The organism is Rhodococcus sp. T2V, from assembly GCF_029269925.1.
GTDB lineage: Bacteria > Actinomycetota > Actinomycetes > Mycobacteriales > Mycobacteriaceae > Rhodococcus_F > Rhodococcus_F koreensis.
The window spans coordinates 1-24,478 of the sequence record NZ_JARJBD010000123.1; the positions used below are offsets into that span (position 1 = coordinate 1).

Here is a 24,478-nt window from a genome sequence, read left to right on the forward strand (position 1 = left end):
ATGCTTCGTCGGGACTCCGGTACCCGCGGGACGAGGTTTGGCGCGGCGGGCCGGACGTGGCCGATGTTTCATCGACCGGAGACGACGGTAACGGGCCGAGGCCGCAGTGTCACCATTTGATAACGCGGAGTGTCTTCGCCTGTTGCGGGGCCTCATTGGGCGCGCCGGGACTCTTCCCAGCTAGTGGCGACGAGACGCGCGTATCCCCGTCCCGTTGCCCTTCCGTTACCGGGCCGTTATGTGAGGAAGCTCACATCACCGCGGTGCGTCGACGATGTCCTTGCCGAGGGGCATCAGCGAGATGGGAATCATCTTGATGTTCGCGACGGCGAGGGGGATCCCGATGATCGTGATCGCCATGGCGATGGCCGTCACGACGTGCCCGATCGCGAGCCAGAGACCTGCGATGATGAACCAGATGACGTTGCCGATCAGCGAGGCCACACCGGCCGTCGGCTTGTCGATCACGGTCTTCCCGAACGGCCACAGCGCGTAGACGCCGACGCGGAACGACGCGATGCCGAACGGAATCGTGATGATCAGGATGAAGCACAGGATTCCGGCGACGAAGTACCCCAGCGCCAGCCACAGACCGCCGAAGACCAGCCAGATGATGTTGAGCAGAATTCTCATGATCGTCCCCTCGGTGGTTGGGAATGCCTCGGTGGTCGGGTGTCAGCGCGAGCGTCTGCCCTGCCTCAGTGCCGCGACGATTCCGAGCAGGAATCCGATCGGGCAGGCGAGGGCGATGAGGTAGAGAACGAGACCCGGTTCGGAATCGGAGAGCACCGGGGTCAGGAAGATCGCCACGATCGCGACGAAGCCGATCGCGAAGAGGGCGAGCGCGACCCGCAGGAGTCCGTCGCCCCTCCGGGGTGTGTGAGGAGTGCTCGAAGGAGTCGATTCGTGGGCCACACCAGCAACGATAGTGCCTGGAAACCCGAATGCCGGAGGGGGTGTGTCCAAGGTAGACTGTGGGCACTGCGCGTCCCGCACCAGAGGTGGGGCGCGCTGTTTTGCATACCAAGTGCAACCAATACCAAGTGCAACCAACTGCACTCCAAGTGATGAGCGGGTGAACGCGGTGCCGACCGGCAAGGTGAAGTGGTACGACGTCGAAAAGGGCTTCGGCTTTCTGTCGCAGGAGGAGGGGGAGGACGTCTATGTGCGTTCGTCCGCTCTTCCCGAGGGCGTCGAGGGCCTCAAGGCCGGTCAGCGTGTGGAGTTCGGCATGGCCGCCGGTCGGCGCGGACCCCAGGCGCTGAGCCTGAAGGTGCTCGACCCGGCACCGTCGCTGCGTCAGAGCGCCGCGCGCAAGGAGCCGTCCGCCAAGAAGCACACGCCGGACGAACTGCACGGCATGGTCGAGGACATGATCACGCTGCTCGAGGCGAAGGTCCAGCCGGACCTGCGCAAGGGCAAGTACCCCGACCGCAAGACCGCGCAGCGCATCTCCGAGGTGGTCCGCGCCGTCGCACGCGAACTCGACAGCTGATTCGTCCGACGAGAAGGGCCCCGCGCTGTGACAGCGCGGGGCCCTTCTTCGTGAGAGTGTCGTTCTAGGCGGTCTTGATCGACCAGGCCGCCCGGGCCTGCGTGAGCCCCTGCTCGTCGACGACGGCGGACGGCAACTGGATCTCGACGCCGGCCAGTTGCAGGTCTTCCGAGGAGGGCACGGTCACGGCGCGGGTCTCACCGGCGCGGTGCGCCTGTTCCTGGACGAGGAGCTGGCCCGAAGAATCCTGGTACACGATGAGCATGCGCCACGGTGCGTCGACGATCTCCGGCGGCAACGACAGCTGCAGCGACGAGCCGGGGGGTACGTCGAGTTCGGCGATGTCGCCGGTCTCGCAGTCCTCGAGGTACAGGTTGCAGTAGCCGAGCGGGGCGACCTGCTCGGCGCGGTCGTGCGCGAAGGCCGTGATCTCGGGCAAGCGGGGCGAGGAGTTGCGGACCAGTGTGTAGACGACTCCGACGAAGGCCACCAGGACCACTATCAGGCCCACTGCAATCAGTGTCAGGATCTTCTTGGTTCGCGCCTGCATTCTCACTTACTTCACATTTCCCGTCGATCGGTCGGCCCGGTGGGTCGAGTGGTGCTCGGTGGTCACTTCTTGTTCGGCCAGGTCGGGGCGTTTTCCTCCGAGTCCCGGCAGGAGGGTGCTGCCGCGGTACGTGAGGACGGTCTGGACGAGCCCGACGGTCATGACGGCGGAGACCACCGAGAACCCGATCCAGTATTCGGTGGGCAGCAGGACTCCGAGCGCGCCGCCCACGACCCAGCTCAGCTGTAGAACGGTCTCCGAACGCCCGAAACCGGACGCGATCGACTCCTCGGGCAGGTCGTGCTGCAGTGACGCGTCCAACGACACCTTGGCCAGGGCGCTGGCCGCCGAGGCGACGAGTGTGGCGAGGGCGGCGGTGAGGAGATTGTCGGTGATCGCCGCGAGGACGGCGATGATCCACACGGCGCCCGTGCAGCGCAGCACGATGAGGGCGGGGCGGCCCAGCTTGATCCGGGCGCCCGCGGCGTTGCCCGCGAAGTTGCCGATACCGGCGGCCGCGCCGACCAGCCCGAGCATGGCGGCCTGGACCAGCGGCTCGTGGTCGGTCTTCGACTTCGCGACGAACGCGATGTACAGGGTGAGGAACCCGGTGAGCACGCGGATGGTGCTGTTGCCCCACAACCCTGTGATGACCGCGCGGCCCAGCGGTTGCCTGCGTTTGCCGGTCTTCGCGGTGGCCGGCGCCTCGGGCTGCAGCACGCGGGTGCGTCCGATCACCTCGGTCGGGTGCTCGTCGCCGTGGTAGGTGAGGGTGGCGGGGACCTCGCCTTCGGTGACCTCGACCCACGACGGGATCCGCATGGAGAGGTATGCGCCGAGGGCGGTGATGACGGCCGCCAGCCACAGCGCGCCGACGGAACCGGTGGCCATGGCGAGACCACCCGCGAGGGCGCCCGCGCCGATGGTTCCGCCGAGGAGCCCGAACACGGTGAGCCGGGAGTTGACGCGCACGAGGTCGATCTCCGGTGGCAGCACACGTGGGGTGACCGCACTCTTGAGCACCGAGAACGACTTGCTGAGCACCATCATTCCGAGCGCCGCCGGATACAGCACCCAGCTGTCGAAGTTGAAGACGAGAACGATCGCCAGCATCGTCCGCAGTCCGAACGACGTGGCCAGTGCGACGCGGCGGCCGTGCTGGAGTCGGTCGAGCATCGGACCGATCAGGGGAGCGATGACGGCGAACGGGGCGATCGTGATCAGCAGGTACAGCGCGACCTTCGTCTTGTCCTCGCCCGTCGCGGCCGAGAAGAACAGCGTGTTCGCCAGTGCGACGGCGATGGCCGCGTCGGTCGCGTTGTTGGCCATCACCGCGTAGGTGAGCGCGGTGAGACCCGACTTGTCCGCACCGTCCGCCTTGGCGGCACGGTGGAAGGTCGCGATGCCCTTGTTGGTGAGTTCCCGGCTGCGCATCGCGGCCACCCGGGTGACGGTGAGCTTGCGCGGCATCGGCGGCGCCTTGGGGGCGTCCGCCCGCTCCTCGTCGGACCGGGGACGCTGCCCGCCGCCGACCGGATGCAGGGGCGGCAGCGGCGTGCGCCGGCCTCCGGGGCGCGCCGCGGGCGGGTATTTGTCGTAGCCGGGATGAACGGGGGGCCCGGGATTCTCGTCAGGAGCCCGACCGCCGTCAGGCTCGTAGGGTTCGCGCGGTCCGGTCACTCCCTAATTCTGTCCTAGTCGGGAGACATGCGACCACAGCAACCCCGGCCAATGCTGGTCAGATCGGCCTGTCAGGGAACGAACCGCACCTCGAACATGGCCGGCCAGTACTTTCCGGTGACGAGGAACCGGTCCGTTCCCGGGATTTGGGCGATGCCGTTGAGGACGTCGACGTCCCGCGGGCCGGGCGGAAGCGCGTCGCGGACGGCGGAGGCGTCGACCTCCGCGGTGACCCGTCCGTCCGACGGATCGATGCGGACGAGGGTGTCGGTGGTCCAGACGTTCGCATAGATCGAGCCGTCGTCGGCGCATTCGAGTTCGTTGAGCCGGGAGACGGGGTTTCCGTCCTGCACCGCCTGCACGGTGCGCCGGGGCTCGAACGTGATCGGGTCGCGGAACGTGAGGGTGGGGGAGCCGTCGCTCGTGACCAGCGCGCCGGGCATTGCGCAGATGCCCCACCCCTCGCCGTCGAACGGGACCCGCCGCTGTTCGACGAGCGTCGCGCGATCCCGGACGACGGCGACCCCGTCGCGCCACGTCAGCTGCCAGATCGTGTCACCGCTCACCGTGATGCCCTCGCCGAACAGGGGAGACGGCAGTTCGGCGCGCACCCGGACGGTGCCGCTGTCGAGGTCGGTGGCCTGCACCCAGGATTCGCCGGGGCGGCCGGTGCCCTCGAGCAGTTCGGTGCCGTCGATCTCGAGTCCCTGGGTGAACGCATTCGGGTTGTGGTCGGCGGTGCGGACGATCTCCGCGCGAAGGTTCGCGCCGGGCGCGCCCGACGCGGCCGGACTCTGCGGGGAGCATGCGGTGACCATCCACGCCACCGCGAGCAGGGCTGGGACGAGGTGCCTCCGGCCGGTCATCGGACCAGCATGACAGCCCAGGTGGGCACGCACTTGCGGTGGTGCGGCAAACTGGTGGTGTGAGTGTTGCTTCTTCCGACGAGCGCGCAGTGGCGCGTCCCGTACTGACCGACGCCGTCGAGCTCGCCCGGACCGCAGTGGTCGAACTGCAGGAAGGGGGAGTCGGCGACTATCTGGGCGTCACGTCCGAGGACGAGTGCGCCGCGACTCACCGTTTCGTTGCGGACCTTCCGGGCTACCGGGGCTGGCAGTGGGCGGTGGTGGTGGCCGCCGATCCCGAGTCGGACCGTGCCACCGTCAGCGAACTCGCCCTCCTCCCCGGACCCGATGCGCTGGTCGCACCCGAATGGATTCCGTGGGACCAGCGGATTCGCCCCGGAGACCTGTCCGCGGGCGATCTGCTGGCACCGCCGGCCGGTGACCCCCGCCTCGTGCCCGGCTATGTCGCGACGGGTGACCCCGAGATCGACGACGCCGCCCGCGAACTGGGCCTGGGCCGCAAGCAGGTGATGAGCCTCGAGGGTCGCCTCGACGCCGCCCAGCGCTGGCACGACGGCGACTACGGCCCCGATTCCGAGATGGCCAAGGCTGCGCCGTCGACGTGCGGGCTGTGCGGTTTCTACCTCCCGCTCGCCGGGTCCCTGCACCGGGAGTTCGGCGTGTGCGGCAACGAGATGGCCGCCGACGGGCACGTCGTCGACGTGACGTACGGGTGCGGCGCCCACTCCGACACCCTGCTGCCCACGGGCGCCGGTTCGCCGCAGTACGACGCGTACGACGACGGCGCCGTCGAGGTCGTCGAGCGGTCCGCAACCGAGACGGGTGCCGCAACCGAGACGGGTGCCGCAACCGAGACGGGGGCCGACACCGGGACGGGGGCTGCCGCCGAGGTCGCCGAGGCCGAGGAATCCGCATCGACCAGCTAGCCGATCCTTTCGGCACCGCCGCCCTGAGGGATTCGACGCTCCTCGCGTGGCGCACGTCGCCCACCCGCCTGCGGGAGGACGCCGCGGCCGAATCCGATCTGGCCCGCGCCGGCTACCGCGACCGGCTCCTCACCGAGCTGGCGCAGAACGCGGCCGACGCCGCGGCCCGCGCCGAAGTGCCCGGAGAGCTGTCCGTGCACCTCGACGGACGGGTCCTCAGCGTGTCCAACACGGGCACACCGCTGGACGAGCCGGGAGTGCAGGCGCTGGTCGCGCTGCGGGCGTCGAACAAATCGGGGGCCACCGTCGGTCGTTACGGCGTCGGCTTCACGGCGGTGCTGTCGGTGAGCGACGAGGTCGAACTGCGGTCGACGTCCGGTTCGGTGCTGTTCTCCGCGGACCGCACCAGGGCGGAACTGCGGGACCTCGACGGCGCCGACCCCGGCGCGGGTGTGCCTGCCCTCCGGCTGGCGTGGCCCACCGGGAACCGCCCGGCCGCCGGTGCGGAGTCGGAAGTCGTGCTCACGCTGCGCGAGGACGTGGACGCCGAGTCGCTGCTCGCCTACATGGCCCGCGAAGCCCCCGACCTTCTGCTCGAACTCCCGGCGCTCGTCTCGATCACCGTGGGCGACAAGCAGTTCCGCCGACGCGAACGACCACTCGATTCCGGGTTGACCGAGGTCGCGATCGGCGACGACCGCTGGTGGCAGTACGAGTCCGGGCGGGCCCGCTGGCTCGTCCCGGTCCGAGACGGTGCCGTCGCACCCGTCACCGAGGACGTGCTGCGCGCCCCCACCCGGTCGGACGAGGAACTGTCGGTACCGGCGATCCTCGTCGCGGACATCGCCATGCAACCCGACCGCAGGCGCATCCTGCCCGGCGCCGCGATCGCCGAGTTGGCCACCGGATACGCCGAGTTCGTGGCCGCGGTGCCGCCCGACCAGCGACTGTCGCTGGTCCCCGTCCCCGCGTTCGCCCGCAGCGAGGTGGACTCGGCGTTGCGCGACCATCTCGTCGCCGAACTCCGCGAGCACCCCTGGCTGCCGACCGTCGACGGCAAGGACAAGGCCCCGGGCCGGGCGTCGGTGGTCCCCGGGCTGACCGAGGAACTCGCGGAACTGCTCGCCGAGATCGTCGACGGGCTGGTCGTCCCGGATCTGTCCGGCCCCCGCTGGGCGCCCGCGCTCGCCGCCGTCGACGCCCACCGCCTCGGCCTGGCCCGCCTCACCGAACTGCTCAGCGGCGTCGAACGGGCACCGTCCTGGTGGCAGCGCCTGTACGCGGCGCTCGAACCGCTGGCCGTCGACGCCCTCGCGGCGGAGGAACTGGCGTCGATCCCGGTTCCGCTGTCCGACGGCCGCACGGTGACCGGCCCGCGAACGGTGTTGCTGGGTCACGACATCGACGGAGTGCTGGGTGTCGACTGGACGAGGCTCGTCCACCCCGCCGCCGCGCACCCGCTGCTGTCGAGACTCGGCGCGAAGACGGCCACCGCCGTCGACCTGCTCTCGGATCCGGCGTTGCGCGCCGAGATCGAGGACCTCGATCCCGACGACGCGGCGGCTGCCGAGGAACTGTCGGTCGCGGTGCTCGCGCTCGCAGGCCGCGTCGACCCGGGCGTCCTGCCGTCGTGGCTCGGCCTGCTGCCCCTGCCGGACGTGGACGGGGAGTTGCGCGGTGCGGACGAATTGCTGTTGCCCGGTGCACCACTCGCCGAGGTCCTGGTGGACGACTCGCCGTTCGCGTGCGTGGACTCCGCGTTCGCGGAACGGGTGGGGGAGGACGCTCTCCGCGCCGTGGGCGTCGGCTGGGGCTTCACCGTGCTGCGCGCCGAACTCCCCACCGGCCCCGACCACGACCTCGACGACGAGGACCGCTGGTGGGACACGCTCGACGACGACCCCGACGTGATGGGGGCGGTGCGCGACCTGGCTCTGGTGGACGAGGACCGCTGGCCGCAGGCGCTGACGATGCTCGCCCGGGACCCGGCGACGCGTCCGCTGCTCGCCGACCGCGCCGGGTACACGGCCTGGTGGCTGCGTCACAACGCCGAGTGGGACGGCCAGGTGCTCGGTCTGCTCCGCGACCCCGCCGACGAGACGTTCGCCGGACTGCTCGACCCCGTCGAGCACCCGGAATCCGCCGTGTTCGCTGCCGCACTGGCCCCCGCGACGGTCGACTCTCCGGAACTCGCGCAGCTACTCCTGGACCGGCTGGCCGACCCGGATCGCGAACCGACCCCGGCGGTGATCGCGCGGGCCCACAGCCTGCTCGCGTCGGCCGCGGCCGCGCACCTCCTCGACCTCGAGGACCTTCACCTGCCCGAACACGTGCGCGGCCTGACGGGCGCCCTGATCGACCCCGCCGACGCGCTGGTGCTGGACGAACCGTGGCTGGCCGCCGCGGTGCCGCGCGAGCGACTGGTGGTCGGGAGCCTGGAGACCGCCGAGTCCCTCGCCGATCTGCTGGACGTCCCGCTCGCCTCGACGGCGATCCGCGGCACCGTCACCGGCTCCGGACGGGAATCCACGTGGGATCGCGAACCCGCCGCGGTCCTCGCCTTCGCCGCACTCGGCCGCGACCTGCCGCGCGGGCCCGTCGTCGTCCATCCCCGGCTCACGGTGAAGCTCACGGGTGCCGTCGACACCGAGATCGCGGTTCCGTGGTGGGTGGACGAGCAGGGCACCACCCATTGTTCCGAGTCGTGGGCCGAGGGCACGTGGGGCGCCGCCGGTGTCGTTTGACCAGAGCATCCTCGACAGCGCGGTCGAGGAGCGCACACCCTGGCTTGTCGACGTCGTCACCGTCATCACGCACAGCGGCGGAACGGTCGCCGCGTGGATCGTGTCCACCGTCCTGACAGTGGCCCTCCTGCTGCAGGACCGTCGTCGGGAAGCCGTCCTCGTCGCCGGCGCGATGCTGTCCGGTCTGGCCGTGATGACCGCGCTCAAGAATCTGTTCGAGCGGCAGCGCCCGCCACTGCCGGATCGGCTGGTGGAGATCTCGTCGTTCTCGTTCCCGTCCGGTCACGCGATGATGACCGCGATCCTCGCGAGCGTGCTCGTCGCCGTCGTGCTCCGGGACGTGCTGGTGCGCCGCGTCCGGATCACGCTCGTCTTCCTGCTGGTGCTGTACCCGCTGGCGGTGGGGCTGTCGCGCGTATACCTCGGCGCGCACTGGATGACCGACGTCCTCGCCGGGTGGGCCTTCGGCGCGCTGTGGGCGGCGTTCTGGATCCTGCTGACCCGCACCCGGCCCCGCCGCGCCCGGACCTAGAGCAGTCCCTGCTGTGTCACTCGAGCAGTCCCTGCTGTGTCACTCGAGCAGTCCCTGCTGTGCCCCGCGGCTGCCGCGCCGCGCCGCCCGCCGCTGCAACGCGAACAATCCGTACCCGAGGAATCCGACGACGACACCGGCTATACACGTCGGAAGCGCATCCGACCACCGGTCGCCCGTGACGATCACCACGACCATCGCGACCGCCCACAGAGTGGTTCCCAGTATCAGCGCAGGTCGCGGGTCGGCGAGGCGCTGAGTGAGGGGTCGGCGATCTGCGGTTTCGTTCACCGAATGAACGCTACCCTCGCCGTGGTGCCCTAATCTCCAAGGGCGACGCGCGACTTCTGGCGATGGGGACTGAACAATGGGTGCTGCTCCGAAACTGCTCGACAACTACTTCAAGATCACCGAGCGTGGTTCGACGGTAGGCGCGGAGATTCGCGGCGGTGTGGTGACGTTCGTCGCGATGGCGTACATCGTGGTGCTGAACCCGCTCATCCTCGGCAGCTTCTCCCCGGACGACGCCGTCGCCAAGACGGACGTCCTCGGCAACATCCTCCCCGTGAACCAGGTGGCCGCGGTCACAGCCCTGGTGGCGGGACTGATGAGCATCGTGTTCGGTGTCGTCGCCAACTACCCCTTCGCGATCGCGGCGGGCCTCGGCATCAACAGTCTCCTCGCCGTCACCATCGCGCCGCAGGTCACCTGGCCCGAGGCGATGGGTCTCGTCGTGATCGACGGTGTCATCATCGTCGTGTTGGCGCTCACCGGTTTCCGGACGGCTGTCTTCAATGCCATTCCCGCCGAGCTGAAATCCGCCATCGCCGCCGGTATCGGCATGTTCATCGCGTTCATCGGTCTCGTCGACGCCGGGTTCGTGCGGCGCATCCCCGACGTCGCGGGCACCACCGTTCCGGTCGGCCTGGGCATCAACGGATCGATTTCGTCCTGGCCGACCGTCACGTTCGTGTTCGGCGTGCTGCTGATGGGTGTCCTGGTGGTGCGCAAGGTGCGCGGCGGTCTGCTGATCGGCATCGTCGTCACCACCGTTCTCGCCGCGATCATCGAGGCCGTCGCCGGTGTCGGACCGTCCCTGGGCGTGAACCCCCACGGGTGGAACCTCAGCGTTCCGGCCGCTCCCGATGTGCTGGCGGAACTTCCGGATCTCAGCCTCGTCGGCGACGTCAGCATCTTCGGGGCGTTCACCCGCATCGGCGTGCTCGCGGCCAGCCTGCTGGTGTTCACGCTCGTGCTCGCCAACTTCTTCGACGCCATGGGCACGATGACCGGGCTCGGCAAGGAGGCAGGCCTCACCGACGAGGACGGCAACCTGCCCAACATCGGACGGGCCCTGGTCGTCGAGGGCACCGGCGCGATCGTCGGCGGCGGGGCCTCCGCGTCGTCCAACACGGTCTTCGTGGAATCCGCGTCCGGTATCGCCGAGGGCGCCCGCACCGGACTCGCGAATGTGGTGACGGGACTGCTGTTCCTGGCCGCGATGTTCCTGACCCCGCTGTATTCGGTGGTGCCGATCGAGGCGGCCGCGCCCGCGCTGGTCGTGGTCGGCGCGATGATGATCGGCCAGGTCCGGGACATCGACTTCACGAAGTTCTCGATCGCGTTGCCCGCGTTCCTCACCATCGCCGTCATGCCGTTCACGTACTCGATCGCCAACGGCATCGGCGTCGGATTCGTCTCGTGGGTCGTCCTCAATGCTGCGAGCGGTGGTATCAAGAAGATTCACCCGTTGATGTGGGTGGTGGCGCTCCTGTTCGTGGCCTACTTCGCGGTCGGTCCGATCACCGACGCAGTAACGTAAACGGCGGCCGATCGGTCCCGTATTGTCATTCCCGTGACCACGGATACGCGAGCACTCGCCAGCGACCTCTCCCTGGCTGTCGTGCGCCTCACGCGTCACCTGCGTGGGCGCCGCGTCGACGCCCAGGTATCGCTGACCCAGCTGTCGGCTCTGGCCACCCTCGCCCGCGACGGCGCCATGACGCCGGGCAATCTGGCGGCCCGCGAGAAGGTGCAGCCGCCGTCGATGACCAGGGTCATCGCGTCGCTGGTCGAACTGGGACTGGTCGAGCGGGCGCCGCATCCCACCGACGGACGCCAGATCATCGTCACGCTGTCGGACGCCGGGCACGCGCTGATCGCCGACGAGACCCACGCCCGCGAGGCGTGGATGAACGAGCGGCTGTCCGGGCTCGACGAGTCTCAGCTGAAGACCCTCCGCGACGCGGTCGGCATCATCACGTCCATCGTCGCCGAGTCGGAATGAGCCGCCGCGGCTGATCGGCAGCTGCGCAGTAGTACAACGGCATTCGGCTCCACCCGGCCCGGGTCGGGTTTCCGTTCCCGCGATATCGCGGTGCAAATCATCTGCCGGAGAACGCAATCGGAATCCCCAGCGGTCCGGCCACCGAGGCGCGCGCAGGGGCAGGTCGAGGACGTTCCGGTGCCGGGAGCAAGATGGAAGGGTGCCGCCCGAATCCGAGACCACCGCCCCAGACCAGCCGAAGACCGGCATGTTCGTCGCTCTCCGCACCCGGAACTACCGGTTGTGGGCGTCGGGGCAGATCGTCTCCCTCGTCGGAACCTGGATGCAACGGGTGGCGCAGGACTGGCTCGTCCTGACGTTGTCGAACGGCAACGCCCTCGCCGTCGGGATCGTGATGGCCCTGCAGTTCGGCCCGACCCTGTTTCTGTCCGTGTGGGGCGGCGTCCTCGCCGACCGGTACGACAAGCGGCGCATCCTCATCGCCACACAGGTGTCGATGGCGTTGTGCGCGCTGGTGCTCGGCCTGCTCGACGTCGGCGGACTGGTCGCCCTGTGGCACGTCTATCTCATCGCGTTCCTGATGGGCTGCGCGTCCGCGATCGACGCGCCGGCGCGGCAGTCGTTCACGATCGAGATGGTCGGCAAGGACTCGCTGCCCAATGCGATCGCCCTGAACTCCATGACGTTCAACACGGCCCGGATCATCGGCCCCGCGATCTCCGGTGTGCTCATCACCCTCATCGGCACGGGCTGGGTGTTCCTGCTCAACGTCGGCACGTTCACCGGTGTGCTGATCGCCCTGCTGATGATGAACGCCCGCGACCTGTTCACGGCACCCCAGGCGGAACGCGGGAAGGGGCAGGTCCGGGAGGGTTTCCGCTACGTGTGGAGTCGCACCGACCTGCGGGTGCTGATGGTGGCGGTCTTCATGGTGTCGACGTTCGGTCTGAACTTCCCGATCAGTCTCGCCGTCCTCGCCCGCAACACGTTCGATCGCGGCGCGGATGCCTACGGGCTCCTGTCGACCACCCTCGCCGTGGGCACGCTGGCCGGCGCCACGATCGCCGCGAGACGCCGGACCCCGCCCCGGTTGCGCACGTTCCTCGGGGCAGCGGCCGCGTTCGGGGCGTTCGAGATCCTGGTCGGAGTGATGCCCACCTATGCGCTGGTCGCGATCATGCTCGTCCCGACCGGTGCGCTCACCCTGACGTTCACGACGGCGGCGATGAACATCCTGCAGATGTCCGTGCCGTCCGAGATGCGCGGCCGGGTGATGGGTATCTACATGCTCTGTTTCCTCGGCGGCACCCCGCTGGGCAGTCCCGTTCTGGGGTGGCTGGCCGACGTCCTCGACCCCCGCGCGCCGCTCGTGATCGGCGGCGCGATCTCCCTGGTCAGCGGGATCGGCGCGGCCCTGTACCTGATGCGGCACCAGCGGGTGTGGATCACGGTGCGCAGACCGGACGCCGGCCGCCACCTCCCGGTGATCGAACTGCGCAACGTGCTCGAACCGCGCCCCGTCGTGGTCTGCGACGCCACCGAACAGGCCGTGGAGGCGAGCCGCGACCCGCGGTCCTGACGGACCGGGCCGGTCAGACGCCGACCGCCGTCGCCACGGCCCGCCGGGTCAGCACTCGCGCGAGGTGCGTGCGGTACTCGGCGTCGGCGTTGACGTCGGTGACGGGGTCGGTGCCCTCGGCGGCGTGCTCGGCCGCCGCCCGGATCGATTCCGGGTCCGCGGCCTTGCCGACGAGCGCGTCCTCGACGCCGCGAGCGCGCACCGGCACCGCCCCCATGTTCGTCAGCGCCACCCGGGCCTGCCGGATCGTGCCGCCGTCCACCTGGATCGTCGCGGCCACCCCCACGATCGACCACGCCTCCGCGACGGTGTTGAACTTCTCGTACCGCGCCTCCCATCCGGTGTGCTTCGGGATCCGCACGTCCACGAGGATCTCGTCCGGTCGCATCGTGGTGGTGTAGTAACCCTCGAAGAAATCGGCGACCGGAATGGTTCGTCTGCCCGAGGTGCCCGCCACGGTGAGGGTGGCGTCGAGGGCCAGCGCGGGTCCGCACAGGTCGCCCGCCGGATCGGCATGCGCGAGAGCGCCGCCCAGCGTGCCGCGGTGCCGGATCTGCGGATCGGCGACGGTGCGGCTCGCCTCGACGAGCAGCAGCGCGTGCTCCTGGACGAGCGGGTTGCGGATCACGTCGTAGTACGTGGTCATCGCGCCGATCACGATGCTGTCCCCGTCCTCGCGCACGCCGCGCAACTCGCCGATCCGTCCCAGGTCGACGAGGGTGCTCGGCGAGGACAACCGCAGCCGCAGGACCGGCAGCAGACTCTGCCCGCCGGCGAGGATCTTGGCGTCCTCGCCGGCCTCGGCGAGCGCGGCCACCGCCTGGTCGACGGAGGTCGGAGCGACGTAATCGAAGCTGGGTGGAATCATCGGGCACCTCCCTGGGCGGTGTGGACGGCACGCCAGACCCGCATCGGCGTCAACGGCATCTCGATGTCACGCACCCCGAACTGCCGGACCGCGTCGAGGGCGGCGTTGACGACGGCCGGGGTGGACGCGATCGTCCCCGCCTCGCCGACTCCCTTGACGCCCAGCGGGTTACCGGTGGCGGGGGTCTCGGTGCGGCCCGTGGTGAACGACGGCAGATCCGCTGCCGACGGAACCGAGTACTCGGCGAACGAACCCGACAGCAGGGTGCCGGACTCGTCGTACACCGCCTCCTCGTACAGGGCCTGCGCGATGCCCTGCGCGAGCCCGCCGTGCACCTGCCCCTCCACGATCAGCGGGTTGACCACGTGCCCGATGTCGTCGACGCACACGTAGGAGCGGATGCCGACCTTCCCGGTCTCGGTGTCGACCTCCACCGCGCACAGGTGCGTGCCGTGCGGGAACGAGAAGTTCTCCGGGTCGTACGCCGCCTCGGAGTCCAGGTTCGGCTCCACACCGTCGGGTAGATCGTGCGCGGCGAACACCGCGAGCGCGACGTCGGCGATGCCGACCGCCTTCTCGGTGCCCTTCACCCGGAACCGGCCCTCGGTGAACTCGAGATCGTCCTCGGCGCATTCCATCAGGTGCGCCGCGATCGGTCTGGCCTTGGCGATCACCTTCTCGGCGGCTTTCACCACCGCGATCGCACCGACCGCCAGCGACCGGGAACCGTACGTGTCCATCCCCCGCGGCGACGTCTGGGTGTCGCCGTGCAGCACCTCGACGTCCTCGAACGGAACCCCGAGCTGATCCGCGACCACCTGGCTCCACGCGGTCTCGTGGCCCTGGCCGTGGGCGGAGGAACCGGTGACCACCTCGACCTTGCCGGTGGGCAGCATCCGGATCGCCGCGTGTTCCCACCCGCCGGCCCCGTAGGCCAGCGCGCCGAGCGTGCGCGACGGCGCCAGACCGCACATCTCGGTGAACGTGGACACCCCGATGCCCAGTTGCACCGGGTCCTTCCGCTCGCGGCGCTCCGCCTGTTCGCGGCGCAGCCCGTCGTAGTCGAACAACTCCCGTGCCTGCGCAGTGGCGGCCTCGTAGTTGCCGGAGTCGTACGTGAGGCCCGCGACGGTGTCGAACGGGAACTCCTCGTGGGTGATCCAGTTCTTCGCCCGCAACTCCAGTGGGTCGAGCGACAACTCGGTCGCGAGTTCGTCCATCATCCGTTCGATCGCGAACGTCGCCTCCGGTCGCCCCGCCCCGCGGTACGCGTCGGTGGGCACCTTGTTCGTGAACACGTTGGTGCACGTGAAGTGATACGCCGGGAACTTGTAGATGCCGTTGAACATGAACGCGCCCAGGATCGGCACCCCCGACGTCACCAGCCGCAGGTACGCGCCCATGTCGGCAAGCAGTTCCACCTTCATGCCGGTGACGGTGCCGTCGCGGCGGGCGGCCAGCGTCAGCTTCTGGATCTGGTCGCGACCGTGATGGGCCGCGAGCATCGATTCGCTGCGGGACTCGGTGTACTTGACCGGCCTGCCGACTCGCCGCGCGACGAGCAGCGCGATGACTTCCTCGGGCGTCACCTGCAGTTTGCCGCCGAAACCGCCGCCGACGTCCGGTGCGACGACGCGCAGTTTGTGCTCCGGGATGTCGAGCGTCATCGCGAGCATGAGCCGCAGGATGTGGGGGATCTGCGTGGCCGACCACATGGTGATCTGGGCGCCGGTCGGGTCGACCACCACCGAGCGGGGTTCCATGAACGCCGGGATGAGCCGCTGCTGCCGGAACGTGCGTTCGACGAGTACCTCGGCGTCGCGGATCGCCTGTTCGACGTCGCCGCCGGTGCCGGCCTCCGCGGAATCGAACGTCCAGGTGGCGCTGACATTCGTCCCGAGATCGGGATGCACGAGGTCGGCGCCGTCGGTGGCCGCGGTCGCGAGGTCCAGCACGACCGGCAGGTCGTCGTATTCGACGTCGATCGCCTCGAGTGCGTCGTGCGCCTCGTAGGCGCTGCGCGCCACCACGACCGCGACGGCCTCGCCTGCGAAGTTCACCCGGTCGACCGCGAGGGACGGGGCGGGCGGCGACTTCATGTCCGGGGTGATCGGCCAGGCGCACGGCAGGCTGCCCTGTTCGTCGGCGAGGTCGGCGCCGGTGAGGACGGCGACGACCCCGGGCAGGTCGCGGGCGGCGGAGGTGTCGATTCCGGTGATGCCGGCGTGCGCGAACGGGCTGCGCAGGATCGCCAGGTGCTGCATGCCGGGCAGGACGAGGTTGTCGGTCCAGCGGGTGCGGCCCGTGATCAGGTGTTCGTCTTCCTTGCGTGTGCGGGCCTTGCCGATTTCCGGTTCGGTGGTGGCGGTCATCGCACACCTCCCTGCGCGGTGTCGGTCTTCGGCGCATTCGCGTCCGTGGCCGGTGTCTCGGCGGTGCTGCCGCCGCGTAACCGCTGCGCCGCGTCCTGGACCGCGCTGACGATGTTCTGGTATCCGGTGCAGCGGCACAGGTTGCCTTCCAACCCCAGCCGCACCGTCCGCTCGTCCGGGTCGGGTTCCTCGGCGAGCAGGTCGAGGGTCTGCATGATCATGCCGGGTGTGCAGTAGCCGCACTGCAGGGCGTGGTTGTCGCGGAAGGCCTGCTGCACGGGGTGCAATTTCCCGTTGCGGGACAGGCCCTCGACGGTGAGGATGTCGCCGCCGTCGGCCTGCACGGCGAGCACCGAGCAGGACTTGACGCTGTGACCGTTCAGGTGAACGGTGCACGCCCCGCAGTTCCCGGTGTCGCAGCCGATGACGGTGCCGACCTTGCCGAGCCGGTCCCGAAGATAATGGACGAGGAGTAATCGTGGTTCCACGTCGTCCGTGTATGCCGTTCCGTCGACGGTGACGGTGATGCGCATCGCGCCTCCAAAGCCGAGAGCCTCAGGTGATACGTCCTACTCTGCGCCGACCGGGCCCGAACAACACGCGGAATCGGGGAACCGTGTCCGGATCGGTCACGTCCGGCGCGCCATCTCGAGCAGTTCCTGCAGCGTCGCGAGACTGTGGCCGGCGAGGAGCCGGTCGATATACGGCAGCGCGGCGACGATCCCGGACTGCACCGGTTCGTACCCGTCCGCGCCGGCGTGCGGATTCACCCACAGCACGGCGTGGGCGAGCCGGCGCAGCTGAGCCATCTGCTCCGCGAGCAGGGCCGGGTCGCCGCGCTCCCAGCCGTCGGAGAAGATCACCACGACGGCGCCGCGGGCCACGCCGCGGCGCCCCCAGCGGTCCAGGAATGCGCGCAGCGTCTCGCCGAGGCGGGTGCCGCCCGCCCAGTCGGGCACGGCCCGGCTCGCGGCGGCCAGTGCCACTTCCGGGTCGCGGACCCGCAGCGCCCGGGACAGCCGGGTCATCCGGGTGCCCAGCGAGAACACCTCGGTGCCCGCCGGATTGCTCCGCGCGACGACGTGACCGAACCGCAGGAGCGCGTCGGCGTACGGGCTCATCGATCCGGACACGTCGATCAGCAGCACCATCCGGCGCGGCCGGGTGGCCTTGCCGTGGTGGCTCGGCCGCACCGCTTCGCCGCCCGCCGCGAGCATGCCCCGCACCGTCCGCCGCGGATCGACGGCGCCCCGGCGGGCGGGACGCATCCGGATGGCCGGGCGGGTCGGGGGCCGCGGGCGCAGGGTGGCGATCAACTCGGCGAGGTGCGCGCGCTCGGCCGCGGTGAGGTCGGCGATGTCCCGGTGACGCAACACCTCGGCGTCGTCGGCCGCGACCCGCAGCCGCGGCGCGTCCCCACCGGGTTCGCCGCCGTCCGTCGAAGTCAGGGCGGCGGACCTGGCCCGGCGGGGCTGCTCCCCGGACCGCGGCGTGTGCAACGGGACGGTACCGCCGAACCAGCCTTCGAACGCCGAGTCGTACCGCGGGATGTCGTCGGGACCGCGGCACAGGGTCGCGCGCCCCGCCCAGTACACCTGACTCGGATCGCTCACATCCACCTGGCGGAGGGCCCGAATGAACGCGGCGACGGCGTCCGACGCGACCGGCAGTCCCGCCGCCGCGAGGGCGTGCGAGAACCCGGCGAACCCCACCAGCGGGTCGCCGGCGTCCGGGGTCGCGGGCACGGTGCTCACCCTGCCAGGAGCCGGTCCAGTCCCGCCCGGGCCACGCGTTCGAGGTCCTCGCGGTACTTGAGGACGGCGCCGAGCGTCGCGGCTGCGGTTTCCGCGTCCAGCACGTCCCGATCGAGTTCCTGCAGTGCGCGCGCCCAGTCCAGCGACTCGGCCACTCCCGGCGGCTTGAGCAGTTCCATCTCGCGCAGGGAGTGGACGGCGTGCGCGACCTGGCCGGCGAGTTCGGCCCCGATGCCGGGGATGCGGCGGCGCAGGATCTCGACCTCCCGCGCCAGATCCGGGTGTTCGAGCCAGTGGTACAGGCAGCGGCGTTTGAGGGCGTCGTGCACCTCGCGGGTGCGGTTGGACGTGAGCACCACGAGCGGCGGTGTCGCTGCCCGCACCTCGCCGAGTTCGGGGATGGTGACGGCGTTCTCGTCGAGGACCTGCAGCAGGAACGCCTCGAACTCGTCGTCGGCGCGGTCGATCTCGTCGACGAGCAACACACACGGGGCTTCGGTGAGGGCCCGCAGCAGGGGGCGCGCCAGCAGGAACCGCTCGGTGTACAGGGAGCGTTCGACGGTGTCGGCCTCGAGGGATCCGCCGCTCGCCGCCTCCAGCGTCCGCAGGTGCAGCAGCTGCCGCGGGAAGTCCCAGTCGTAGAGCGCCTGCGCGGCGTCGATGCCCTCGTGGCACTGCAGCCGGATCAGCGGCAGGCCGAACGCCTCCGACAGCGCGGCCGCGAGCGACGTCTTGCCGGTGCCGGGTTCGCCCTCGCAGAACAGGGGCCGTCCCATACGTATCGCGAGGAACGCGGCCATCGCGACGCCGTCGTCGGCGAGGTAACCGGTGGCGCCCAGCGCCCGCGCCAGTTCCCCGGGCGAACCGACCGTCGGCGTGGAATCACTCACGTCCGCGAGCCTAGATCAGTGCCCACGCCCCGGTACCCGACTCGGGCGACGGGTGCACGCCGTCAACCATCCGGCTCCACTCGGCCGCGGTCCTCGCTCAACCGCCGGAACATCGCGGTGGCGCCGAACCTCGCGGCCACCCGCTCGGCGAGTCCCGGCGCGATCTGCGCCAGGGCGAGCAGGGGGCGGATCGGTGCTCCGCTCTCGACGACCTCGGGCAGGTCGCGCCGAATCGCCCGGATCACGGTGGCGGCGACCTTGTCGGTGCTGGTCTCGCCGGCCATCCGGCCTGCCCTGATTCCGCGTTCGGTCATCCGCTGGTACATGCCGTCGCCCGCGATGAATCCGGGGCACACGACGGAGAAGCCGACCGGTGCGCCCGCATACTCCGCGCGCAGCGACTGGGTGAGACCGATCAGGCCGGCCTTCGTCGCGGCGTACGGCGCGCAGTACGCCGGACCGATCTTCGCTGCCAGCGATGACACGAACACCACGTGACCGCGACCGCGGCCGAGCATTCCGGGCAGCACCCGGCGGGTGAGAAGCAGTGGTGCGGTGAGGTTTACGTCGACCATGGCAGTGAGCTCGGCGGGGCCCAGCCGGGTGAACGCCGAGACGTTCTCCACTCCGGCGTTGTTCACCAGGACGTCGAGGGGGCCGACCGCCGCCTCGGCGCGCTCGATCAGCGCATCGAGCAGGTCCAGTCGATTCAGGTCTGCGGGCACGGCCTCGGCGCGCACCCCGACCGCACGCAGTTCCGCCACGAGTTCCGCGAGTCGGTCCTCACGCCGGCCGGACACGGCGACGGCGACACCCTCGCGGGCCAGGGCCCGGGCGACGACGCGGCCGAGACCGCCGGAGGCGCCGGTCACCAGAGCCGTGCGTCCGTGCAGGTGCTTCATTCCTCCGAGCTTCCGCGCCCCGCGGAGGGGAGTCAACGCTGTGACGCCGCGCATACGGCAATATGGACCGGTGGTTCACGTCATCGACATAACAGATCCGGCCGACACCAGGCTGGACGACTTCCGCGATCTCAACTCCTCGGACCGGCGGCCCGACCTCCCGGAGGGTAAGGGCCTGGTGATCGCGGAGGGTGTGCTGGTGGCGCAGCGACTGCTGGCGTCCCGGTTCGACCCGATCGCGCTGCTCGGCGTCGATCGGCGACTGGAGGAACTGGCCGACGACCTCGACGGCGTGGACGTGCCGTTCTACCGGACGACGGCGGACGTCATGGCCGAGGTCGTCGGGTTCCACCTCAACCGGGGTGTGCTCGCGGCGGCGCGTCGCCCGGCACCCCTCGAACTGGCGGACGTGCTCGAGCACTCCCGGACGGTCGCGGTGCTCGAGGGTGTCAACGATCACGAGAACCTGGGCTCGATGTTCCGCAACGCCGCGGGGCTCGGCGTCGACGCCGTGGTCTTCGGCAAGGGGTGTGCCGACCCGCTGTACCGCCGGGCGGTCCGGGTGTCGATGGGGCACGTCCTCCGGGTTCCGTTCGCGCACGTGACGAAGTGGCCACACGATCTGGAAGCGTTGCGGGAGCGGGGGTTCCAGCTGATCTCGCTGACCCCGAACCCTGAGGCGGTGACGCTGGCCGAGGCGATGACGGGGGAGAAGGTGGCGTTGCTGCTGGGCGCGGAAGGCCCCGGCCTCACCGAACACGCCATGCGGGCCACCGACATTCGTGCCCGCATCCCGATGGCACCCGGAACGGACTCGCTCAATGTCGCGACCGCGGCGGCGATGGCGTTCTACGAGCGCGTCCGCACGGGCCGGTGAGAATCCTGGACCCTCATTCCCCGTATCCGCCGCCGCCGACGGAAACACCGTGGTTCACCGGACTTCTCGTGGCAGCGTTCGCCGCGGCGGTGGTGGCCGTCGCGATCATGGCGTTCGGCTCGCAGCTCGCCCGGATCAATCCCGCGCTCGCGGTGTTCCTCGAACTCGTCGTGGTGGCCGGGGTCGCGCCGTCGGTGTGGCGACTGCGCCGGACACCGGTGTGGCGGTGGCTGGTGTACGGCGCCGCGGCCGGAGTTCTCGTGGGCTGGTCGGCGCTGCTCGTCGGCGCCGCGTGACTCCCGCGGGCGTCAGAAGCCGAAGTAGCGGCGGAGCAGTCCGCCCTTGCGGGCGGGCGGCGGCGGAGCGGACGTGGTAACGGGTTCGGGGGCGGGATGTTCCACCTCGGCGGGTCGTCTTACCTCGGCGGGAGGTTCGACCGCCGGACCTTCGCCGGGCGGATGGACGGTGAAACCGAGCACGGTGATCTTTTTCGGGTCGATCTCGGTGCCCTCGGGGGCGCCCGTGTACCGGAAGTTCAGCCATTCCCGGTTGGCGCCCTCGGCGAACTGCTGCGGGTGGAACGGCAGCGACTGTGGGTCGGGCAGCACGCCCGGCGGATGTTCGAGCGGGAAGTCGCCCGCCCAGAACGGTCTCTCCCACACCAGGGGGATGCCGAGGTCCTCGTGGATGTGGACCGGCGTGGCGCTGAACGCGCGGGTGAGGTGGCCGTCCTCCCACATCGCGAACGAGCCCCACGCGATGTCGGGCTTGGATGCGATGTAGTACGTCTTCGCGGATTCGGTGGGCCGGACGCGTGTTCCGGGCAGGGTCGACGGCCGGGGAACGGCCAGATCGGGCCCGCACACGACGGTGATGCCGGGGTAGGAACCGATGTGCACGGTCCCCGCGGCGTCGAGTCGCGCGGCCTCGGCCAGCGGAACCGGACCGGTGGGGGTGGCCGCCAGGTCGGGATAGAGGCGGGCGGCGAGTCGCCGCGCCGCAGCGAGGTCAGGCTCGGGGTGATGTCGCAGAACAGCCGCAGGATCGGGGACGTCGACGTACCAGATCGTTGATACCTTGGCCCCCACGGTCATCCCCCTCTTCCGACGTCTTCCTGAAAGAGTACGACCCCGACCGGGTTCCCGGCCTGCTTACCGCGCCGACGGTCAGCGTCCGCTGCTGCGGACACCGAGCAGGACGTCGTCCCAGGATGGGAGAGCGGGTTTGCCGCGCTTGTCCTTGTTGTTCGTCTGGTGCGGGGCGATCTTGGGTGCGGCCGGCTCCTCGGGCGAGGCGGGCTCGTCCTCGGGCTCCTCGGTGACGTCGGCCTCGATGATCTCCTCGGGCTCGATCGTCGGCACCTCCACCTCGGTGGGGAACTCGGCGAGTTCGAGCTGTTCCGGTTCGTCGGACGCCACCGGCGCCAATCCGCGCAGCGGACGGCCGAAGTCGGGGTCGATCAGGTCGAAGGCGGTGTCGTCGAGGGCGACGATGGTGCCACCGTGCGCGTCCGGCTGATACCGCCAGTGCGCCGCGTTGGTGGTCCGCCCGGCCTGCCACTGCAGCTGGGCTACCCAGTGATTGTCCTCGTCGCGCCATGCGTCCCACGCGGCGTCGTCGATGTTGTGTCCCCGCGCGCGGAACGCCTGCGTGACGATCTCGGCGAGAGTGGGAACGGCGGGGCCGTTGTCGCGCACCGGGTGTCCGCCCTGCGCCATCTCGGCCGCACGGGAACGTTCGAGCAGAACGGGATACGCGAAGCGCTCCACCTTCGCCAGGGGGATACCGGCCTCGTCGGCAACCTGTTCGACGGAGGCGCCGGCACGGATGCGGGCCTGGATTTCGCGGGGCCTGAGCTGACTGTCCATTTCGATCTCAATCTGGCCGAGTCGAGCGATGTCCCCGCGGGATGCGGCGCGGAGTTTGTCATCGGCGGGAAGCCGGAATTTTTCGCCGGTACTGGCATCTGCGCACACGACGTGCGAACCATCGGGCTCGAGACCGATCACTCGAAGCTCTCGCACGTTGACCTCCTTATCGCGCCGGCTCGCGACTCTGCACCCCGGCAACTGTAATTCATTCGTGACAGCCCGCGCGGCAGGACACGCGCGGGTAAATCCCGTCCCGGCGTCGGGTGCGCGCTACGCTTCCCCGTTTCCCGATCGATCCTTCCTGCGGGGTGCGCGCTGCCTCGTGCGGGTGACCTGGACGGGGGCGATCACGCTGGAGAACTCCGTCGGGATCGGCCTCCAGGACCTCGCCGCGGCGCGCATACTGATCGACACAGCCCGGCAACGGGGCGTCGGAACAGAAGTGGATCTGAGTCGATGAGCCAGAGCGATGTCGACGACGTGGACCTTGCCCACCTGCGGCGGGCCATCGAACTCGCCGACGAGACAGGGGACGCGGGCAACAGGCCGTTCGGTGCGGTCGCGGTCGGCGCCGACGGTCACGTGATCAGTGAGGGCGCCAACTCCGTGGCGACGTCCGCCGACGTCACCGAGCACGCGGAACTCGACGCGATCACCACCGCCTGCGGTGAAGGCCGAACGGGCGACCTGGTCGGCGCCACCATGTACGCGAGTGGTGAGCCGTGCCCGATGTGCAGTGCGGCGATGGTGTGGGCCGGGATCACGCGGGTGGTCTACGCGGCCTCGTCCGCGGACTTCTCCCGGATTCTCCCGGACGGGCCGCGGTTCACGCTGGGCTGCGCCGACGTGCTCGATGCGGCGAGCGTCGAGATCGAGGTCAGCGGACCGCATCTCGGCGACGAGGCGCTCGCACCGTTCCACCGCTTCCTCGACACGGACTGACCCCGGAACGCCGTCAGCCCCCGGCACTTCGGTGCCGGGGGCTGACGGGTGTAGGTGCCGGGTCTCAGCCGAGCTGGGAGACGACCCAGTCGATGCTCTTCGTGAGCTGCGAGACGTCCTCGGGATCGATCGCCGGGAACATGCCGACACGCAGCTGGTTACGGCCCAGCTTGCGGTACGGCTCCGTGTCGACGACGCCGTTGGCCCGCAGGATCTTCGCCACCTGGGCGGCGTCGATCTTGTCGTCGAAGTCGATGGTGCCGACGACCTGCGAGCGGTGCGCGGGATCGGTGACGAACGGCGTCGCGTACTCGCTCGCCTCGGCCCACTGGTACAGGCGCGAGGACGAATCGGCGGTACGCGACGTGGCCCAGTCGAGACCGCCGTTGCCGTTCAGCCACGCGATCTGGTTGGCGAGCAGCAGCAGCGTCGCGACCGCGGGCGTGTTGTACGTCTGGTCCTTGGAGCTGTTGTCCACGGCGATGGGCAGCGACAGGAAGTCGGGGGTCCAGCGACCCGAATCCTTGATCTCCGCGACCCGCTCGAGCGCCTTCGGGCTCATCAGCGCGATCCACAGGCCGCCGTCGGCGGCGAAGCACTTCTGCGGCGCGAAGTAGTACACGTCGGCGTCGGCGACGTTCACCGGCAGACCGCCGGCGCCGGAGGTGGCGTCGATGGCGATGAGCGCGTTCTCCGAGCCCGCGGGACGCGAGACGGGGATCGCGACACCCGTGGACGTCTCGTTGTGCGCCCAGCCGATGAGGTCGACGGACGGATCGGAGACCGGCTCGGGCGCGCTGCCCGGGTCGGCGGAGACGACGATCGGGTCACCGATGAACGGGTTGTTCTTCGCGACCGACGCGAACTTGGAGCTGAACTCGCCGTTCGTGAGGTGCAGCGACTTCTCCCGGATCAGGCCGAATGCGGCCGCATCCCAGAACGCGGTGGTGCCACCGTTGCCGAGCACCACCTCGTAACCCTCGGGCAGGGAGAACAGATCGGCGAGGCCGGACCGCACGCTGGCGACGACGTCCTTCACAGGCTTCTGGCGGTGGCTGGTGCCGAACACCGAGGCGCCCACCTCGACCAGCGACTGCAGCTGTTCGGGGCGAACCTTGGAGGGTCCGCAGCCGAACCGTCCGTCGGCGGGCAGGAGATCTGCGGGGATGATCGGTGTGGAGGTCATCGCTACTTTCTGTTCCTTACTGATTCAGGCGGGAGAGACGGTCAGCTGGTGTGGGCGATCTGGTCCCAGCCCTCGACGGACTCGGGGGTGCGGGGTGCGGGCCCGGTGTAGATGGCGGCGGGGCGGACGAGTTTGCCGAGGCGTTTCTGTTCGAGGA

General features: G+C 69.9%; 27 protein-coding genes and 1 pseudogene. 11 read left to right on the forward strand and 17 right to left on the reverse strand.

Annotated elements, in window-relative coordinates:
* Positions 1 to 255: 255 nt before the first annotated feature.
* Entirely contained in the window at positions 256 to 633 is a 378-nt protein-coding gene (locus P3H15_RS47855; RefSeq protein ID WP_276143762.1) for a YccF domain-containing protein, read from the reverse strand.
* A gap of 42 nt (positions 634 to 675) precedes the next feature.
* The gene (locus P3H15_RS47860) at positions 676 to 915 is read right to left on the reverse strand and encodes a hypothetical protein (protein WP_072944834.1); all 240 of its coding nucleotides are present in this window, start codon (positions 913 to 915) and stop codon (positions 676 to 678) included.
* A gap of 169 nt (positions 916 to 1,084) precedes the next feature.
* On the opposite strand from P3H15_RS47860, the gene P3H15_RS47865 reads away from it, so the two are divergent.
* Positions 1,085 to 1,495: a cold-shock protein gene (locus P3H15_RS47865; protein ID WP_276143781.1), complete on the forward strand. Its 411-nt coding sequence runs from the start codon at positions 1,085 to 1,087 to the stop codon at positions 1,493 to 1,495.
* 64 nt (positions 1,496 to 1,559) lie between these two features.
* On the opposite strand, the gene P3H15_RS47870 is transcribed toward P3H15_RS47865, so the two are convergent.
* The 3 genes from P3H15_RS47870 to P3H15_RS47880 form a co-directional block, all read right to left on the reverse strand.
* The gene (locus P3H15_RS47870; RefSeq protein ID WP_276143763.1) at positions 1,560 to 2,045 is read right to left on the reverse strand and encodes a DUF2771 domain-containing protein; all 486 of its coding nucleotides are present in this window, start codon (positions 2,043 to 2,045) and stop codon (positions 1,560 to 1,562) included.
* Between the two features lie 6 nt (positions 2,046 to 2,051).
* Positions 2,052 to 3,725: an MFS transporter gene (locus P3H15_RS47875; RefSeq protein WP_276143764.1), complete on the reverse strand. Its 1,674-nt coding sequence runs from the start codon at positions 3,723 to 3,725 to the stop codon at positions 2,052 to 2,054.
* Between the two features lie 71 nt (positions 3,726 to 3,796).
* Positions 3,797 to 4,591 (reverse strand): glutaminyl-peptide cyclotransferase, encoded by a 795-nt coding sequence (locus P3H15_RS47880; RefSeq protein WP_276143765.1) that lies wholly within the window; start codon positions 4,589 to 4,591, stop codon positions 3,797 to 3,799.
* A gap of 38 nt (positions 4,592 to 4,629) precedes the next feature.
* Here P3H15_RS47880 and P3H15_RS47885 point away from each other — a divergent pair, with 38 nt between their 5' ends.
* Positions 4,630 to 5,517: a DUF3027 domain-containing protein gene (locus P3H15_RS47885; RefSeq protein ID WP_276143766.1), complete on the forward strand. Its 888-nt coding sequence runs from the start codon at positions 4,630 to 4,632 to the stop codon at positions 5,515 to 5,517.
* Here the strand turns inward: P3H15_RS47885 and P3H15_RS47890 are convergent.
* Positions 5,514 to 5,717, reverse strand: a complete 204-nt coding sequence (locus P3H15_RS47890) for a hypothetical protein (RefSeq protein ID WP_276143767.1) — start codon at positions 5,715 to 5,717, stop codon at positions 5,514 to 5,516. The genes P3H15_RS47885 and P3H15_RS47890 overlap by 4 nt on opposite strands.
* Between P3H15_RS47890 and P3H15_RS47895 the strand changes: the two genes are divergently transcribed.
* Together P3H15_RS47895 and P3H15_RS47900 are read left to right on the forward strand one after the other, a co-directional pair.
* Complete coding sequence (locus P3H15_RS47895; RefSeq protein ID WP_276143768.1) at positions 5,694 to 8,261, forward strand: ATP-binding protein; 2,568 nt, start codon at positions 5,694 to 5,696, stop codon at positions 8,259 to 8,261. The two genes, P3H15_RS47890 and P3H15_RS47895, sit on opposite strands and share 24 nt — an antisense overlap.
* Positions 8,251 to 8,793, forward strand: a complete 543-nt coding sequence (locus P3H15_RS47900) for a phosphatase PAP2 family protein (RefSeq protein WP_276143769.1) — start codon at positions 8,251 to 8,253, stop codon at positions 8,791 to 8,793. Before P3H15_RS47895 ends, P3H15_RS47900 begins: the two co-directional genes overlap by 11 nt.
* Positions 8,794 to 8,832: 39 nt before the next feature.
* Here the strand turns inward: P3H15_RS47900 and P3H15_RS47905 are convergent, their stop codons facing one another.
* A complete protein-coding gene (locus P3H15_RS47905) occupies positions 8,833 to 9,084 on the reverse strand; it encodes a DUF2530 domain-containing protein (RefSeq protein ID WP_072944820.1) in 252 nt (83 codons plus the stop codon).
* Positions 9,085 to 9,160: 76 nt separating this feature from the next.
* Between P3H15_RS47905 and P3H15_RS47910 the strand changes: the two genes are divergently transcribed.
* The 3 genes from P3H15_RS47910 to P3H15_RS47920 all read left to right on the forward strand — a co-directional run bounded on the left by P3H15_RS47910 (position 9,161) and on the right by P3H15_RS47920 (position 12,659).
* Complete coding sequence (locus P3H15_RS47910; protein ID WP_276143770.1) at positions 9,161 to 10,615, forward strand: NCS2 family permease; 1,455 nt, start codon at positions 9,161 to 9,163, stop codon at positions 10,613 to 10,615.
* 33 nt (positions 10,616 to 10,648) lie between these two features.
* Positions 10,649 to 11,080 carry a MarR family winged helix-turn-helix transcriptional regulator gene (locus tag P3H15_RS47915; protein WP_015888795.1) on the forward strand — a complete coding sequence of 144 codons (432 nt, stop codon included), beginning with the start codon at positions 10,649 to 10,651 and terminating at the stop codon, positions 11,078 to 11,080.
* Between the two features lie 247 nt (positions 11,081 to 11,327).
* On the forward strand, positions 11,328 to 12,659 hold the full coding sequence (locus P3H15_RS47920; RefSeq protein ID WP_276143782.1) for an MFS transporter: 1,332 nt from the start codon (positions 11,328 to 11,330) through the stop codon (positions 12,657 to 12,659).
* Between the two features lie 13 nt (positions 12,660 to 12,672).
* On the opposite strand, the gene P3H15_RS47925 is transcribed toward P3H15_RS47920, so the two are convergent.
* The 6 genes from P3H15_RS47925 to P3H15_RS47950 all read right to left on the reverse strand — a co-directional run bounded on the left by P3H15_RS47925 (position 12,673) and on the right by P3H15_RS47950 (position 19,445).
* Complete coding sequence (locus P3H15_RS47925; RefSeq protein ID WP_276143771.1) at positions 12,673 to 13,527, reverse strand: xanthine dehydrogenase family protein subunit M; 855 nt, start codon at positions 13,525 to 13,527, stop codon at positions 12,673 to 12,675.
* Positions 13,524 to 15,899, reverse strand: coding sequence for a xanthine dehydrogenase family protein molybdopterin-binding subunit (locus P3H15_RS47930; RefSeq protein WP_276143772.1), 2,376 nt, complete (start codon positions 15,897 to 15,899; stop codon positions 13,524 to 13,526). The genes P3H15_RS47925 and P3H15_RS47930 overlap by 4 nt, the downstream gene beginning before the upstream one ends.
* A complete protein-coding gene (locus tag P3H15_RS47935; RefSeq protein WP_276143773.1) occupies positions 15,896 to 16,432 on the reverse strand; it encodes a (2Fe-2S)-binding protein in 537 nt (178 codons plus the stop codon). Before P3H15_RS47935 ends, P3H15_RS47930 begins: the two co-directional genes overlap by 4 nt.
* A gap of 96 nt (positions 16,433 to 16,528) precedes the next feature.
* Positions 16,529 to 17,644, reverse strand: a complete 1,116-nt coding sequence (locus P3H15_RS47940) for a VWA domain-containing protein (RefSeq protein WP_276143783.1) — start codon at positions 17,642 to 17,644, stop codon at positions 16,529 to 16,531.
* A gap of 5 nt (positions 17,645 to 17,649) precedes the next feature.
* On the reverse strand, positions 17,650 to 18,543 hold the full coding sequence (locus P3H15_RS47945) for a MoxR family ATPase (RefSeq protein WP_276143774.1): 894 nt from the start codon (positions 18,541 to 18,543) through the stop codon (positions 17,650 to 17,652).
* A gap of 62 nt (positions 18,544 to 18,605) precedes the next feature.
* On the reverse strand, positions 18,606 to 19,445 hold the full coding sequence (locus tag P3H15_RS47950) for an SDR family oxidoreductase (protein ID WP_276143775.1): 840 nt from the start codon (positions 19,443 to 19,445) through the stop codon (positions 18,606 to 18,608).
* A 70-nt stretch (positions 19,446 to 19,515) separates the two neighbouring features.
* On the opposite strand from P3H15_RS47950, the gene P3H15_RS47955 reads away from it, so the two are divergent.
* Together P3H15_RS47955 and P3H15_RS47960 are read left to right on the forward strand one after the other, a co-directional pair.
* Positions 19,516 to 20,322 carry an RNA methyltransferase gene (locus P3H15_RS47955; protein WP_276143776.1) on the forward strand — a complete coding sequence of 269 codons (807 nt, stop codon included), beginning with the start codon at positions 19,516 to 19,518 and terminating at the stop codon, positions 20,320 to 20,322.
* 2 nt (positions 20,323 to 20,324) lie between these two features.
* Positions 20,325 to 20,618 carry a DUF2537 domain-containing protein gene (locus P3H15_RS47960; protein WP_276143784.1) on the forward strand — a complete coding sequence of 98 codons (294 nt, stop codon included), beginning with the start codon at positions 20,325 to 20,327 and terminating at the stop codon, positions 20,616 to 20,618.
* 12 nt (positions 20,619 to 20,630) lie between these two features.
* On the opposite strand, the gene P3H15_RS47965 is transcribed toward P3H15_RS47960, so the two are convergent.
* Together P3H15_RS47965 and sepH are read right to left on the reverse strand one after the other, a co-directional pair.
* Positions 20,631 to 21,416, reverse strand: a complete 786-nt coding sequence (locus P3H15_RS47965; protein ID WP_276143777.1) for a hypothetical protein — start codon at positions 21,414 to 21,416, stop codon at positions 20,631 to 20,633.
* A gap of 72 nt (positions 21,417 to 21,488) precedes the next feature.
* Entirely contained in the window at positions 21,489 to 22,346 is an 858-nt protein-coding gene (gene sepH / locus P3H15_RS47970) for a septation protein SepH (protein WP_072944804.1), read from the reverse strand.
* A 58-nt stretch (positions 22,347 to 22,404) separates the two neighbouring features.
* Here sepH and P3H15_RS47975 point away from each other — a divergent pair, with 58 nt between their 5' ends.
* Positions 22,405 to 22,653: a hypothetical protein gene (locus tag P3H15_RS47975; RefSeq protein ID WP_276143778.1), complete on the forward strand. Its 249-nt coding sequence runs from the start codon at positions 22,405 to 22,407 to the stop codon at positions 22,651 to 22,653.
* The gene (locus P3H15_RS47980) at positions 22,650 to 23,135 is read left to right on the forward strand and encodes a nucleoside deaminase (protein WP_276143779.1); all 486 of its coding nucleotides are present in this window, start codon (positions 22,650 to 22,652) and stop codon (positions 23,133 to 23,135) included. Before P3H15_RS47975 ends, P3H15_RS47980 begins: the two co-directional genes overlap by 4 nt.
* A gap of 64 nt (positions 23,136 to 23,199) precedes the next feature.
* Here the strand turns inward: P3H15_RS47980 and serC are convergent, their stop codons facing one another.
* Both serC and P3H15_RS47990 read right to left on the reverse strand, forming a co-directional pair.
* Positions 23,200 to 24,321: a phosphoserine transaminase gene (gene serC, locus P3H15_RS47985; RefSeq protein ID WP_276143780.1), complete on the reverse strand. Its 1,122-nt coding sequence runs from the start codon at positions 24,319 to 24,321 to the stop codon at positions 23,200 to 23,202.
* 41 nt (positions 24,322 to 24,362) lie between these two features.
* A pseudogene (locus tag P3H15_RS47990) lies at positions 24,363 to 24,478 on the reverse strand (citrate (Si)-synthase); the annotation flags it as partial.

Excerpts from the sequence above, each read along its gene's own strand:
- P3H15_RS47950 (WP_276143775.1), bottom strand. The coding sequence starts at position 19,445 with ATGAAGCACCTGCACGGACGCACGGCTCTGGTGACCGGCGCCTCCGGC.
- P3H15_RS47930 (WP_276143772.1), bottom strand. The coding sequence starts at position 15,899 with ATGACCGCCACCACCGAACCGGAAATCGGCAAGGCCCGCACACGCAAG.
- P3H15_RS47980 (WP_276143779.1), top strand. The coding sequence starts at position 22,650 with ATGAGCCAGAGCGATGTCGACGACGTGGACCTTGCCCACCTGCGGCGG.
- P3H15_RS47910 (WP_276143770.1), top strand. The coding sequence starts at position 9,161 with ATGGGTGCTGCTCCGAAACTGCTCGACAACTACTTCAAGATCACCGAG.
- P3H15_RS47870 (WP_276143763.1), bottom strand. The coding sequence starts at position 2,045 with ATGCAGGCGCGAACCAAGAAGATCCTGACACTGATTGCAGTGGGCCTG.
- P3H15_RS47855 (WP_276143762.1), bottom strand. The coding sequence starts at position 633 with ATGAGAATTCTGCTCAACATCATCTGGCTGGTCTTCGGCGGTCTGTGG.
- P3H15_RS47925 (WP_276143771.1), bottom strand. The coding sequence starts at position 13,527 with ATGATTCCACCCAGCTTCGATTACGTCGCTCCGACCTCCGTCGACCAG.
- P3H15_RS47965 (WP_276143777.1), bottom strand. The coding sequence starts at position 21,416 with ATGACCGTGGGGGCCAAGGTATCAACGATCTGGTACGTCGACGTCCCC.
- serC (WP_276143780.1), bottom strand. The coding sequence starts at position 24,321 with ATGACCTCCACACCGATCATCCCCGCAGATCTCCTGCCCGCCGACGGA.
- P3H15_RS47935 (WP_276143773.1), bottom strand. The coding sequence starts at position 16,432 with ATGCGCATCACCGTCACCGTCGACGGAACGGCATACACGGACGACGTG.
- P3H15_RS47880 (WP_276143765.1), bottom strand. The coding sequence starts at position 4,591 with ATGACCGGCCGGAGGCACCTCGTCCCAGCCCTGCTCGCGGTGGCGTGG.
- P3H15_RS47920 (WP_276143782.1), top strand. The coding sequence starts at position 11,328 with ATGTTCGTCGCTCTCCGCACCCGGAACTACCGGTTGTGGGCGTCGGGG.